At 71.5% G+C, this 13992-nt stretch carries 11 protein-coding genes; 9 read left to right on the top strand and 2 right to left on the bottom strand.

Going from position 1 to position 13992, the window contains the following annotated elements; genetic code table 11:
- The first annotated feature begins 2 nt into the window (after positions 1-2).
- The 4 genes from rbbA to MCBMB27_RS17185 all read left to right on the top strand — a co-directional run bounded on the left by rbbA (position 3) and on the right by MCBMB27_RS17185 (position 7258).
- Positions 3-2747 (top strand): ribosome-associated ATPase/putative transporter RbbA, encoded by a 2745-nt coding sequence (rbbA, locus tag MCBMB27_RS17200; RefSeq protein ID WP_075382005.1) that lies wholly within the window; start codon positions 3-5, stop codon positions 2745-2747.
- 19 nt (positions 2748-2766) lie between these two features.
- Complete coding sequence (locus MCBMB27_RS17195) at positions 2767-3888, top strand: ABC transporter permease (protein WP_053610280.1); 1122 nt, start codon at positions 2767-2769, stop codon at positions 3886-3888.
- A 103-nt stretch (positions 3889-3991) separates the two neighbouring features.
- Positions 3992-5848, top strand: a complete 1857-nt coding sequence (locus MCBMB27_RS17190) for a PHA/PHB synthase family protein (RefSeq protein WP_083683590.1) — start codon at positions 3992-3994, stop codon at positions 5846-5848.
- Between the two features lie 12 nt (positions 5849-5860).
- Positions 5861-7258 carry a bifunctional enoyl-CoA hydratase/phosphate acetyltransferase gene (locus MCBMB27_RS17185; RefSeq protein WP_075380916.1) on the top strand — a complete coding sequence of 466 codons (1398 nt, stop codon included), beginning with the start codon at positions 5861-5863 and terminating at the stop codon, positions 7256-7258.
- 287 nt (positions 7259-7545) lie between these two features.
- On the opposite strand, the gene MCBMB27_RS17180 is transcribed toward MCBMB27_RS17185, so the two are convergent.
- Positions 7546-7914, bottom strand: a complete 369-nt coding sequence (locus tag MCBMB27_RS17180; RefSeq protein WP_043759318.1) for an SPW repeat protein — start codon at positions 7912-7914, stop codon at positions 7546-7548.
- Between the two features lie 77 nt (positions 7915-7991).
- Here MCBMB27_RS17180 and MCBMB27_RS17175 point away from each other — a divergent pair, with 77 nt between their 5' ends.
- The gene (locus MCBMB27_RS17175) at positions 7992-8873 is read left to right on the top strand and encodes an RMD1 family protein (RefSeq protein ID WP_403091468.1); all 882 of its coding nucleotides are present in this window, start codon (positions 7992-7994) and stop codon (positions 8871-8873) included.
- On the opposite strand, the gene MCBMB27_RS17170 is transcribed toward MCBMB27_RS17175, so the two are convergent.
- Positions 8863-9429, bottom strand: coding sequence for a flavodoxin family protein (locus tag MCBMB27_RS17170; RefSeq protein ID WP_075380915.1), 567 nt, complete (start codon positions 9427-9429; stop codon positions 8863-8865). The two genes, MCBMB27_RS17175 and MCBMB27_RS17170, sit on opposite strands and share 11 nt — an antisense overlap.
- Before the next feature lie 191 nt (positions 9430-9620).
- On the opposite strand from MCBMB27_RS17170, the gene MCBMB27_RS17165 reads away from it, so the two are divergent.
- The 4 genes from MCBMB27_RS17165 (at position 9621) to MCBMB27_RS17150 (ending at position 13979) form a co-directional block, all read left to right on the top strand.
- Positions 9621-10439 carry a universal stress protein gene (locus MCBMB27_RS17165; protein WP_075382003.1) on the top strand — a complete coding sequence of 273 codons (819 nt, stop codon included), beginning with the start codon at positions 9621-9623 and terminating at the stop codon, positions 10437-10439.
- A 206-nt stretch (positions 10440-10645) separates the two neighbouring features.
- The gene (locus MCBMB27_RS17160) at positions 10646-11065 is read left to right on the top strand and encodes a CBS domain-containing protein (RefSeq protein WP_043352646.1); all 420 of its coding nucleotides are present in this window, start codon (positions 10646-10648) and stop codon (positions 11063-11065) included.
- Between the two features lie 263 nt (positions 11066-11328).
- Complete coding sequence (locus MCBMB27_RS17155) at positions 11329-11859, top strand: Hsp20/alpha crystallin family protein (RefSeq protein ID WP_043759316.1); 531 nt, start codon at positions 11329-11331, stop codon at positions 11857-11859.
- A 101-nt stretch (positions 11860-11960) separates the two neighbouring features.
- Positions 11961-13979 (top strand): erythromycin esterase family protein, encoded by a 2019-nt coding sequence (locus MCBMB27_RS17150; RefSeq protein ID WP_075380914.1) that lies wholly within the window; start codon positions 11961-11963, stop codon positions 13977-13979.
- Positions 13980-13992: the final 13 nt, after the last annotated feature.

Genomic DNA, 13992 nt, shown 5'->3' with positions numbered 1-13992 from the left:
TGATGGGGCCGCCGGATCTCACCGTCGCCCGGGTCGAGCATCTCACCCACCGCTACGGCCGGACCGTCGCACTCGACGACGTGACGCTGGCGATCCCCGGCGGCCGGCTCGTGGGCCTGATCGGGCCGGACGGCGTCGGGAAGTCGTCGCTGCTCGCGATTCTCGCGGGGGCCCGGCGGGTTCAGGCGGGCCGCGCCACGGTGCTCGACGGCGACATCGCGCAGGCTCGGCACCGGGCGGCCGCGTGTCCGCGGATCGCCTACATGCCGCAGGGACTCGGGCGCAATCTCTACGCCAGCCTCAGCGTGCGCGAGAACGTCGACGTCTTCGGCCGGCTGTTCGGGCAGGAGCCGGCGGAGCGGGACGCGCGGATCGCCGAACTCCTGGCCGCCACGGGGCTCGCGCCCTTCGCGGACCGCCCGGCCGGGAAGCTGTCCGGCGGCATGCGCCAGAAGCTCGGCCTCTGCTGCGCCCTGATCCACGATCCCGACCTGCTGATCCTCGACGAGCCGACCACCGGGGTCGATCCGCTTTCGCGCCGGCAGTTCTGGGAGCTGATCGGGCGCATCCGGGCGCGGCGCCCGGCCATGTCGGTGCTGGTCGCCACGGCCTACATGCAGGAGGCGGAGGCCTTCGACTGGCTCGTCGCCATGAACGACGGCCGGGTGGTCGCCACGGGCTCCCCGGAGGGGCTGCGGCGGCGGACCGGCGCGGCCGGCGTCGAGGCCGCCTTCACGGCCCTGCTGCCGCAGGCGGACGCGCCCCCGTCCCGGGCGCCGGTGCCGCCCAGGGCCGCCCCCGGGCGCGACCGGCCGATCATCACCGCGCGCGACCTGACACGGCGGTTCGGCGCCTTCACGGCGGTGGACCGCGTCAGCTTCGACATCCTGCCCGGGGAGATCTTCGGGTTCGTCGGCTCGAACGGCTGCGGCAAGACCACGACCATGAAGGTCCTGACCGGCCTCCTGCCACCGAGCGAGGGCGAGGCGCTCCTGTTCGGGGAGCCGGTCGCCGCGGGCGGCATCGCGGCGCGCCGACGGGTCGGCTACATGTCGCAGGCCTTCTCGCTCTATGCCGAGCTGACCGTCCGGCAGAACCTCGCCCTGCATGCCCGCCTGTTCCGGCTCAGCCCCGAGGCCAGGCGCGCCCGGGTGGCCGAACTCGTCGCGCAGTTCGACCTCGCCCGCCACGTCGATCAGCGTGCCGAGGACCTGCCGCTCGGCATCCGGCAGCGCCTGTCCCTGGCGGTGGCCGTCGTCCACGGGCCCGAACTCCTCATCCTCGACGAGCCGACCTCCGGGGTGGATCCGCCGGCACGCGACCGCTTCTGGGCTCTCCTGCTCGATCTCGCGCGCCGCCAGGGCGTGACGATCTTCGTGTCGACCCACTTCATGGCCGAGGCCGAACGCTGCGACCGCCTCGCGCTGATGGATTCGGGGCGGGTCCTGGCCATCGACACCCCCGCGGGACTGGTGGCGCGCTGCGGGGCCGCCACCCTGGAGGACGCCTTCGTCGCCCTCCTCGAACGGGCCGGAGCCGGCGGCACCGGAGCGCCCCCGCAGACGCCCGCGATCACGGAGGCGCGGCTTCCCCCGTCCGGCCCCCGGACGGACGGCATCATCCCGGTCAGCCCGCGCCGGCTCCTCGCCTGCGCGCGTCGCGAGGCGCTGGAACCGGCGCGCGACCGGGTCCGCCTCGCCTTCGCGGTCCTGGGCACGACCTTCCTGATGCTGGTCTTCGGCTTCGGCATTTCCACCGACGTGAACAGCGTCGCCTTCGCGGTACTCGATCACGACCGGAGCCATGCGAGCCGCGCCTATCTCGAGGACCTGCGCGGCTCGCGCTATTTCGTGGAGACCGCGCCCCTGTCGGGGTTCGGCGATCTCGAGCGGCGGCTCGCCCGGGGGGACATCGCGGCCGCGATCGAGATCCCGCCGGGCTTCGGCCGGGACGTGGCCCGCGGGCGGCCGACGCAGGTGGCGGCCTGGATCGACGGAGCCCGGCCGTTCTTCGCGCAGACCATCCGGGGCTACCTGTCGGGGGTGCACCAGCGCTATCTGTCCGATCCGCGGCGATTTCCTGCCAAGGCCGATCCGGCTCCCCAGGCCGAGATCGCGGTCCGCTTCAAGTACAACCAGGATTTCGACAGCATCTTCGCGATGGTGCCGGCGCAGATCGCCCTCCAGCTCGCCCTGATCCCGGCGATCATGATGGCGCTGGCGGTGGTGCGCGAGAAGGAGCTCGGCTCGATCACCAATCTCTACGTGACGCCCCTGACGCGCCTGGAATTCCTGCTGGGCAAGCAGCTCCCCTATATCGGCTTGGCGCTCGTCAATTTCGCGCTGATGGTCCTGCTGGCCCAGTTCGTCTTCGGGGTCCCGCTGAAGGGGAGCGCCTCGGTCCTGGTCGTCGGCACGCTGATCTACGTGACGGCGACGACGGCCTACGGGATGCTGGTCTCGACCTTCGCGCGGACCCAGATCGCGGCCCTGTTCGGCACCGCCATCCTGACCGTACTGCCCGCCACCATGTTCGCCGGGATGCTCGTCCCCGTGGCCTCCCTGTCGGGCCTGGGGCGCATCCTGGGGCGGCGCTTCCCCATGACCTATTACCTGCCGGTGAGCCTCGGGGCCTTCACCAAGGGCCTCGGCTGGGCCGACCTCGCCGGCAGCCTCGCCATCCTGGCTGTATTCGTCCCCGTCCTGACCGCGGCGGCCTGCCTGGCGATGCCCCGGCAGGAATCCTGATCGCGGACGGGACTGCGCCGTGGCCACCCTCGCGAACATCGTCTGGCTCGGGACCAAGGAGCTGCGCAGCTTCGGGCGCGACTACGTCCTGCTGGGCCTCGTCGTCTACAGCTTCTCCCTCGCCATCCTGGCGCAGGCGCAGAGCAGCTCGCAGGAACTGCACAACGCCGCGATCGCCATCGTCGACGAGGACCGCTCGACGCTGTCCCGGCAGATCACGCAGGCCTTCCTGCCCCCCCATTTCAAGCCGCCCGTCGCCATCGCCGAACGGGACATCGTCCCGGCGCTGAACGCGGGCACCCACACGTTCGTGCTCGACATCCCGCCGCGCTTCCAAGCCGACCTGCTCGGTCTGAAGCCAGCCCGGCTCCAGCTCGACATCGACGCCACCGCAATGGTGCAGGCCGGCCTCGGCGCAGCCTACGCGCAGCAGATCGTGGCCGACGAGGTCGCCCGCTTCGTCGGCCGCGCAGGGGGGGCGGCGCCGGCGCCGGTCGCACTCGTCGCGCGCATCGCCTTCAACCCCAATGCCGAGACGGCGTGGTTCACGAGCGTGATGGGGATCCTCAACAGCGTGACGATGCTGGCCATCATCCTGGCCGGTGCGGCGGTGGTGCGGGAGCGCGAGCGGGGGACGTTGGAGCACCTGCTGGTGATGCCGGTCACGCCCTTCGAGATCGCCATGGCGAAGGTCTGGTCCAACGGCCTCGTCATCCTGGTGGCCGTGGGCCTGTCCCTCGTCCTCGTCGTGCGGGGCCTGCTGCACGTGCCGATCATCGGCTCCATCCCGCTGTTTCTGGTCGGGACGGCGGCGTACCTGTTCTTCGCGACGGCGATCGGCCTGTTCCTGGGCACCCTCGCGCGCTCGATGCCGCAGCTCGGCCTGATCTACCTCCTGGTCTACCTGCCGCTCGCCATGCTGTCCGGGAGCAACACGCCGCTGGAGAGCATGCCGCCCTGGCTCGCCACGCTCCTCCAGGCCTCCCCCACGGTCCATTTCGTGGCCTTCGCGCAGGCGATCCTCTACCGGGGCGCCGGTCTCGACGCGGTCTGGACCCGCATCGTGGTGGTGAGCGCGATCGGCGCCGTGTTCGTCGTCGCGGCGATCCTGCGGTTCCGCAAGACGGTCGCCCTCTCGTGACCTCGGGGGACTGCGGCCGGGGGCCGTCCGCCGCACCTTGATCTGAATCACGGGACGGCGGCTGCGCCTGCCGTACCCTGCGCGGCGTCGCAGGAGACCGTGCATGCTCGACGCTGAGGTGAGAGACCGGGCCGAGACGGCCGCTGAGCCGCCGCGGCCCGGGTTGCGTCTGCGCCCGATCCCGGAGGTCCCCAGCCCGGCATCCCGGCCCGATCCCCCCGAGGACGAGGACGATCTGGCGCCGGTCCGACGCGCGATCGATCAGAGCGTGCACGCGTCCGTCGCCCGGATGACGGCCGGCCTCTCCCCCGCGGCCCTCGCCGAGGCGTGGTTCGACTGGGCCATCCACGCGGCCTTCTCGCCCGGCAAGCAGGCCACATTGGTGATGAAGCTCCTGCGGAAGCAGGTGCGCCTCGCGCAGTTCGCCGCCCGGAGCGCCGTCCTGCAGGGCCATGCTGCGCCGTGCATCGATCCGCTGCCCCAGGACCACCGCTTCGACGATCCGGCCTGGCAGATCTGGCCCTTCAGCCTCGCCTGCCAGTCGTTCCTGCTGACCCAGCAATGGTGGCACAACGCCACGACCGGCGTGCCCGGCGTGTGCCGCGCCCACGAGACCATGGTCGCCTTCGCGGCGCGCCAAGTCCTCGATGCCGCCGCGCCCTCGAACCTGCCCTGGACCAATCCGGTCGTGCTAGGCGAGACCGTGCGGACCGGCGGTGCGAACCTCGTCACGGGCCTGCTCAATGCCGCCGAGGACGCCCAGCGCGCAGCCGAAGGTCTGAAGCCGGTCGGCGCCGACGCCTTCCCGGTCGGCGGCGCGGTGGCGGTCTCGCCCGGCAAGGTCGTGTTCCGCAACCGGCTGATCGAGCTGATCCAGTACGCCCCCACCGTGACCGCGGTCCGGCCGGAGCCGGTGCTGATCGTCCCGGCCTGGATCACGAAGTTCTACATCCTCGATCTGTCGCCCGAAAACTCCCTGGTCCGGTACCTCACGGCCCAGGGCCACACCGTCTTCATGATCTCCTGGCGCAATCCCGGTCCGGAGGACCGGGACGTGTCCTTCGACGATTATCGCCGGCTCGGCGTGATGGCGGCCCTCGAGGCCGTCTCGGCCATCGTTCCCGGCCATCCGATCCACGCGGCCGGGTATTGCCTGGGCGGGACGTTGCTCGCCATCGCGGCCGCCGCGATGAGCCGGGACGGCGACGCGCGCCTCGCCTCACTCAGCCTGTTCGCCGCGCAGCTCGACTTCACCGAGGCCGGAGAGCTGACGCTGTTCATCGGCGAGAGCCAGATCAGCTTCCTGGAGAGCCTGATGCGCAGCCAGGGCACCCTCGATGCCCGGCAGATGGCCGGCGCCTTCCAGCTCCTGCGTTCGAACGACCTGATCTGGTCCCGGATCGTCCGCGACTATCTCCTGGGGCGGCGACAGCCGATGACAGACCTGACGGCCTGGAACGCGGACGCGACGCGCCTGCCGGCGCGGATGCACGCCGAATATCTGCGTGGCCTGTTCCTCGACAACGATCTCGCGGAGGGGCGTTTCCTGGCCGGAGACCGGCCGGTCTCCATCAGCGACATCCGCGTCCCGGTCTTCGCGGCGGCCACGGAGCGCGATCACGTCGCGCCCTGGCGTTCGGTGTTCAAGATCCACCCCCTCGCCGATACCGACGTCACCTTCGTCCTCGCCAGCGGCGGCCACAATGCCGGGATCGTCGCGCCGCCGGGGCGGAAGCAGGCCCGTCATCGGATCCGCACCACGCGGGCGACCGACCGTTACCGCGATCCCGACACCTGGATCGGGCAGACGCCGCAGTGTGAAGGGTCCTGGTGGCCCGCCTGGGCCGCCTGGCTCGCCGAGCGGTCGGGGCCGCCCGCCCCGCCGCCCGCGATGGGCGCACCGGCCTCGGGCTACGCGGTGCTCGGGGACGCGCCCGGCGCCTACGTGCTGGAAGCCTGAGCGGGTGGCCCGATGGAACCGCCCCGCTTCATCGAGAACCGCACCTTCGACGAGATCGCGGTGGGCGACACCGCCAGCCTGACCCGCACCCTGCAGGCGCAGGACATCAGCCTGTTCGCCCTGGCCTCCGGCGACGTGAACCCGGCTCATCTCGATCGGGACTATGCCGCCACGGACCGGTTCCACGGGGTGATCGCGCACGGGCTCTGGGGCGGGTCGCTGATCTCGGCGGTGCTCGGCACCGAACTGCCCGGGCCCGGCACGGTCTATCTCAGCCAGTCCCTGCGGTTCCTGCATCCGGTCCGGATCGGCGACACGGTGACGGCGCGCGTCACCGTGCGCGCCAAGGAGGCCGCCGATCAGCGGGTCCGCCTCGACTGCGTCTGCCTGAATGCGCAGGGCGAGACGGTCATCACCGGCGAGGCCGAGGTGCTGGCCCCCGCCGACAAGGTGCGCCGGCCGCGCGTCCTGCTGCCGGAGGTCCACCTGCACGAGCGGGGCGTGCATTGGAAACCCATGATTGCGGCGGCGCGCCGCTTCGCCCCGGCGCTGACGGCCGTCGTCCATCCCTGCGATGCGGTCTCGCTCGAGGGCGCGCGCGCCGCGCGCGAGGCCGGGCTGATCGTGCCGGTTCTGGTGGGGCCGCGGCCGAAGATCGAGGCCGCGGCGCGCGCGGCCGGCCTCGTCCTCGACGGCATCGAGATCGTCGACGCGCCCCACAGCCACGCCGCGGCGGAGAAGGCGGTCTCCCTCGCCCGCGCCGGCCGGGTGACGGCGCTGATGAAGGGCGCGCTCCACACCGACGAGATCCTGGCGGCCGCCATTGCCCGGGCGACGGGCCTGCGGACCGAGCGGCGCATGAGCCACGTCTACGCCCTCGACGTGCCGAGCTACCCCAAGCCGCTGTTCCTGACCGATGCCGCCGTCAACATCGCGCCGAGCCTGGAGGAGAAGCGCGACATCGTGCAGAACGCCATCGACCTCGCCCGCGCGCTCGGCATCACGCAGCCCAAGGTGGCGATCCTCTCGGCCGTCGAGACGGTCTCCACGAAGCTCGGCTCGACCCTCGACGCGGCGGCCCTGTGCAAGATGGCCGGGCGCGGGCAGATCACGGACGGCCTCGTCGACGGGCCGCTGGCCTTCGACACCGCCATCTCCCGCGCCGCCGCCGCCGCGAAGGCCCTCGTGTCGCCGGTCGCGGGCGAGGCCGACATCCTCGTGGTGCCGGACCTCGTGTCGGGCAACATGCTCGCCAAGCAGCTGATCCATCTCGCGGGCGCCGACGCCGCCGGTCTGCTGCTCGGCGCCCGTGTCCCGATCATCCTGACGAGCCGCTCCGACAGCCCGGAGGTGCGGCTGGCCTCCTGCGCCCTGGCGCAGCTCTTCGCCCACCGCTCCGGGACGCCCTGATGGATCCGATGCTCAGCGGGGGGAACGCCGGCGCGCCGCGCCTCGAATGCGCCCCGAGGGGCCACGGCAGCGTTACGAGCGTCACGACCACGATGGCTTCACGGCCCTCGACGGACCGAGGGCGGACCCGCGCTCCCGCACGGTCGATCCCCGACGGGGGCTCCAGCGCATCGGCGCGGGCGCCACGCCTCCAGGGCCGGATCCGACGAGGGTCGGAACGGCGGCCCCCCGGAGGACGAGGCAGGCCGCGGCACGGCGGGGGGGCGGGCCAGGGGGGCGGCGCCGGCTCAGACCTCGTAGGCCGACGGGGATTCGCGCAGGCGCCAGACTTCGGAACTCGCCGAGATGATCAGCGCGATGCCGAAGCTCACATGCGCCCACGTCGCCACCGTGGCCTCCTGGAAGCCGAGTGCCCAAGGGGCCAGGCAGACCCAGAGTCCCCCTGCCGCGATGGCGTAGACCTCCCAGTCGTAGGTCTGCATCAGCGCCAGCACGGCGAGGATCGCGACCGTGGTGCCGAAGATCCAGGCGTTCCAAGCCGCGGCGGTCTCGGACGCGAATCCGAAATACCAGGGCGCCGCGATCAGGCCGACGCCCAGCAGGAGACTCAATCCGTTCAGGAAGATGTCCTGCGATTGATTGTCGATGGTGCGCATCCTCCGCTCCCTCAACGGGTCCGGCGCGCGTGTCGCCGCCGTGCCCGGGACCGTATTGCGCGGGGCGACGGGACACCTTGCGTTGGATCAAACCGGGCGCCGGGTCCCTCTCGCGGCCGGGCATCGGATCGACGCGGTCGGGGGTTCCGCTGAGCCAGGACACGCTGCCGGTCGAACCGCAACGCCTGATCGCCCGCGCCCGGATCCTCGGCGACCGCATCGATACGGCGGGTCTCGAACGCAACGACACGCTCGCGATCAACCCGCTCGCCTTGCGGGTCGGGTGCGGTTTCGCGGTGGTCTTCCGCTACGGGGTCGTGGTGACGGTCGGGCTGTCCCCGAGCGAGGAGGAGGCGATGGCGGCAGGCCTGCTGTCGCGCGTCCGCGGTCCCGTGACGCGGCCGGAAGAGGAGACCGCCACGATCGAGATCGGGCCGGATCACGACGATCAGGTCGTGCCCGGCGGCCGGATCGCCATCCGCCAGCTGACGCCCGGGCGCCTGATCGTCATCGCCGACATCCTCGCCAAGAGCACGGCGCTGGCGCAGAACGAGATCGAGGTCGCGGCTGTCTTCGACGTGATCGAGCCCTTGGCGCGGCGCCTGGCCGAGACGGGGCGCGCATCGGGCGGCCGTCGGGCCGTCCTGAAGCATGTCGGCAGCACGCTGCTCGTCCAGCACAGGGTGTCGGGGCGCGTGGCGGTCGAGGAGAAGCCCGAGGTGCTGTGGGATCAGCCCGGCCTGGAACGCCTCTACGCGCGCCTCGAGGACGAGTACGAGCTGCGGGAGCGGACGGCCACGCTGAATCGCAAGCTCACCGTGATCGGCGCGACGGCGACCGCGCTCACCGACCTGATGCACACGAACCGTTCGTTGCGCCTGGAGATCGTGGTCGTCCTGCTGATCGCCCTCGAGATCGCGATCACGTTCCTTCCCCTGCTGCCCGCCTTCAGGCGATGAGTCCGCCGCCCGGAAGGCCGTCCGGACCGGACCGATCCGGCGCGTTGCCGTCCGCGCGGGGCCGGGCCGGGGCCGCGTCGCTCAAGCCGCGACGCGCCGTCTGGGCAAACGCGTCCAGGGACGGGCGATACGCGCCGGTCAGGACCTGGCGTTGGGTCAACGAGAGGGTGGGCATGCCGGCGCAGCCGCTGATCTGCTCCAGATCCCGGAAGAAGGCGGCCTGCGCGCCCCCCGAGCCCGAGACGGCGACGCCGAGCAGGTGCGGCGGCGCCCCGGCCTCCTGGAGGTAGGTCCGCACCGGCCCGGGAAGCCGGCCGGCCCAGACGGGTGAGCACAGGACGACCGTCTTGAACGGCGCCGGATCGAAGCGCTTCCGGATCGGCGGCCCGATCCGACGGAGCGCATGCCACAGGCCTCTCACGAATCCCGCCGCCCCCGCATAGGAAACCGCAGGCGTGATCCGATCGAGGTCGGCGCCGAGCGCGGTCGCGAGCGCCCGGGCCACCACGTCGGTCGTTCCCGAGCGCGAATAATAGACGACCAGGACGTCACGCATCGCCCGCCTCCGCGTGCCCGAGTGAGCCGCCAGGATCCGCCTCACGCCCGGGCGCGGCATTGAGGGACATCAAAGGCCGGCCGTCCGGCCTCTTTGCGATGAATCAAGGCTCGCCGTGCCCATCGGCGCACCCTGGCGGCCTGGACCGGAACGCGGATCGTCCTCCGGTTCGCCCTCACAGGATGCGCGCCATGATCAAGGATCTGCTCATCGTCGCGGACGCGGTCGGAGAGGCCGCCGGGCCCTACGCGCTGTCCCTGGCCCGGGAGGTCGGGGCCGCGGCCGGATGCCTGTACCTCCAGCCGGAGGGCGGCGATGAGGCCCCCCTGGCGGAGCTGCCCTATGGCTTCGCCCTCTCGGCCCGTGAGGCCGCCCTCGCGGTGGTGCGCGACGCCGCCGACGACCTGTCCTACGCCGCCAGAACCGCCGACGTGCCGATGGAGACGGAAACCCTGAGCGGGAGCGCGGGCGACATCCGGAGCCCCCTGCTGGATCGGGCCCGCCTCGCCGATCTCATCGTGGTCGAGCGGGCCGATCCGGGCCGCGACAAGCCGGCGGATGCCTATATCGAAGACCTTCTCCTCGGAGCGGGCCGGCCGATCCTCGTGGTGCCGGCGCGGTGGGGCCGGCCGGCGCGGTTCGGCGCCGTCACGGTGGCCTGGGACGGCAGCGCCGCGGCCGCACGGGCGCTGGCCGATGCGCTGCCGCTCTTGAGCCGCGCCGAGCGCGTGCGCGTCCTCACGGTGCAGACGGAGGCGGTGGCCGGCGTTAGCGAGGGCGGCGCCCGCGTGGTGAAGCATCTGGGTCGCCACGGCATCGCCGCCGATTACCGCGCGATCATCAGCGGCACCACCGTCGGCGAAACCCTGCTGGCGGAGGTCGCCCAGGCCGGCGTCGACCTTCTCGTGATGGGGACCTACGGCCATTCCCGCCTGCGCGAGGTCTTCCTCGGCGGGGCGAGCCGCGACCTCCTCCGCAGGATAACGGTGCCGACCCTGATGGCGCACTGAGCCGCGGAAGGTTTCGCGCACCGGTCGCCGGGGCCCGCGGAACGCCTGTGCTTCGGGCAAGAGCTTCGGACGAAGTCTTGAGCTGAACGAAACTTCCGTTGACCTGCATCAATGCCGGTCATTCCAGCCGGAAGAGGGTTTCAGACAGAATCCGCGCGGAGGCGATTCCGGGGCGGATCCGAAACCATCAGCACGAGGCCAAGCTCATGAAAGTCCGTGACGTCATGCACAAAGGTGCGACTTTCGTCTCGGCCGAGACGCGCGTCGACGTGATTGCGCGGCAGATGCGGGATGCCGATGTGGGCGCGCTGCCCGTCAAGTCGGACGGCCACTTGGTCGGCATCGTCACCGACCGGGACATCGCGTGCCGCGCCCTGGCGGACGGCAAGGACCCGCAGACGATGACCGCGACCGACGTGATGACCACCCGGGTCGCCTGCTGCGCTCCGGATGACGATCTCGCTCTGGCGATCAAGATCATGGAGAACAAGCGGGTCCGCCGCCTTCCGGTCATCGACGCCGACCAGAAGCTCGTCGGCATGGTGAGCCTCGGGGACATCTCCCACAAGGTCGGCGCCGGGCTGTCGGGCGAGGTTCTGCGCGCCGTCTCCGCGCATCATCGCTGACGAAGGCGCGCGGGCAGGCCGCCCTGGGACCGACGGCTGGATCCCGGCCGCCCGCGCGCGCCTGCGGTGCGGATGGAGATCCTGCGTGGACAGCCTGGGGCTGTCTCGATGTCTTGTTGATGTCGTCGTTTTTCCAAATATTCGTATTCTGATTATCGTTTATTTTCGTGTCTTCTGGCGCGGTTGATCTTGAGGTGAATCAATGCCGCATCGGGGTGCGGGCCCTACCGATGCGGACCACTTCTTGAGAGGAGGCATTCCCCATGGCCGAGTCCGGTACAAAAGTGTCGGTCAGCAGCGACGGGTCGGAGCGCGCGTCCGCACCGGCCGAATGGCGTCCGTTCGAGAATGTGCGCCGGGACATCGATCATCTCATCGACGACCTGGCGCGCAGCCTGAAGCGCGTGCCCTTCGATTTCCTCGGGGCGGCCACCACGCCGTTCACCGGCGGCGCGCTGTGGCAACTGTCTCCCGTGGCCGACATACAGAACAAGCCGACCTGCTACGAAGTCACGGCCGAGCTTCCCGGGATCGATGAGAAGCATGTCGAGGTCAAAGTCACCGACGGCATGCTGATGATCAAGGGGGAGAAGCGGCAAGACCAGGAACGCAAGGGCGAGGGCTTCTACCTGTCCGAGCGCCGGTTCGGCGCCATCGAGCGGGCCTTCCGCATGCCGCCGGGCGTCGACGCGAGCAAGATCGAGGCGGTCCTCAAGAACGGCGTGCTGACGGTGACGCTGCCGAAGACCGCGGAGGCGAAGGCCGAGAAGACGATCGCCGTTCAGGCCGCGTAGCCGGCATTCGAACGCGAGCCCGGGGCGGGCCCGACGCGTCGGGTCGCCCGCCCCGGAGAACGACGATCCTGTTCCGGGATCCGCGCAGCGGGAGGGTGGCGATGGCCGAGCGCATCTTTCGCGACCGCGCCGAAGCGGGTCGGGAACTCGTCAACGGACTCGCCGCCTTCGCCGGGCGCTCCGACGTCGTGATCCTGGCGCTGCCGCGCGGCGGCGTTCCGGTGGCGGCCGCGGTGGCCGACGCGCTGCACGCGCCCCTCGACGTGTTCATCGTGCGCAAGCTCGGCGTGCCGGGCTACGAGGAACTCGCCATGGGTGCCATCGCCAGCGGCGGTGTGCGGGTTCTCAACCAGGACATCGTCGCGTCCCTGAAGGTCCCCCCCTACCTGATCGACGCGGTCACCGCGCAGGAGCAAGAGGAGCTCCTGCGGCGCGAGCGCGTCTATCGCGGCGGGCGTGCGCCCGCCGATGTCCGCGGGCGCACCGTCATCCTGGTGGACGATGGCCTGGCCACCGGCGCCTCGATGCAGGCCGCCATCCGGGCGATCCGGCAGCGCCAGCCGAAGGAGGTGGTCGTGGCCGTGCCCACCGCCTCCCGCGAGACGGTCGAGCGGCTGAAACACAAGGCGGATGCGGTCGTCTGCGCCGACCTGCCCGAACCGTTCTGGGCGGTGGGCGCCGCGTACCGGGATTTCACGCAGACGAGCGACGACGAGGTGCGCCGGCTGCTCGGGCGCGCGCAGGCCGCGGGTGCGGCCGATCCCGCCGCGGCGCACGCCGACGACGCGCCGGACCCCACGGTCCTCCGCCGCCTGCGCGCGGCGGCGATCCCCCTGGAAGGCGGCCCCGACGACTACGATCCGCTGCTGGCGCTGATCGGCGACGCGCGCTTCGCGCTCCTCGGCGAGGCCTCCCACGGGACGCACGAGTTCTACCGGGAACGGGCGGAGATCACCCGGCGGCTGATCACCGACAAGGGCTTCGGGGCCGTGGCCATCGAGGCCGACTGGCCGGATGCCTGGCGGGTGAACCGCTACGTCCGCGGCGACAGCGACGACCTCGACGCCGTCGAGGCGCTCGCCGGCTTCCGCCGCTTCCCCACCTGGATGTGGCGCAACACCCAGATGGTCGAGTTCGTCGAGTGGCTGCGCATCCACAACCAGGGCCTGCCGGCGCAGGCGCGGGTGGGCGTGTACGGCATCGATCTCTACAGCCTGCGCGCCTCGATGAAGGCGGTGCTCCGCTGCCTGGAAGCCGTCGACCCGGCCGCCGCCGCGGTGGCGCGTACGCGCTACGCCTGCTTCGACCGGTTCGGCGACAGCGGCCAGGCCTACGGCTTCATGACCGGGCTGAAGGGCATCGGATCCTGCCAGGAGCAGGCCGTCGCCCAGCTCCTGGCGCTGCAGCGGCGCACGGCCGATACCCTGTCCTGGAGCGGCAGCGCCGATGGCGAGGAACTCTTCAACGCCGAGCAGAACGCACGGGTCGTCAAGAGCGCCGAAGCCTATTACCGCACGATGTTCCTGGCGGAGGTCTCCTCCTGGAACCTGCGGGACCGCCACATGGCCGACAGCCTGGAGCGGCTGGTGGCGCATCTGGAGCGCCGGCCCGGCCCGGTGAAGATCGCCGTCTGGGCGCACAACTCCCATCTCGGCGACGCCCGCGCCACTGCGATGGGCGAGCGGGGCGAACTGAACCTGGGGCAGCTGCTGCGGGAACGCCACGGCCGCGCCGTCGTGAGCGTCGGCTTCACCACCTACGCGGGGACCGTGACGGCCGCCTCCGACTGGGATCAGCCGGCCGAGCGCAAGCGCGTGCGTCCCGCGCGACCCGACAGCTACGAGGCCTTGTTCCACGCCCTCGGCATAGGCCGCTTCCTGCTGCCCCTCACCCTCGGCGGGGAGGCGGAGCAAATCCTCCGGACCGACCGGATCGAGCGGGCGATCGGCGTCATCTACCGGCCCGATACGGAGCTGCAGAGCCATTATGCCCGAGCCTGCCTTCCGGAGCAGTTCGACGCGATCCTCCACTTCGACGAGACACGCGCGGTGACGCCCCTGGAGCGGACGGCCGAGTGGGATGCGGGCGAGGTGCCGGAAACCTTCCCGGTCGGCCTCTGAGCCGCCGGCGCGA

Source organism: Methylobacterium phyllosphaerae (genome assembly GCF_001936175.1).
Taxonomy (GTDB): Bacteria; Pseudomonadota; Alphaproteobacteria; order Rhizobiales; family Beijerinckiaceae; genus Methylobacterium; species Methylobacterium fujisawaense.
This window is presented reverse-complemented; position numbering and strand designations above follow the sequence as displayed.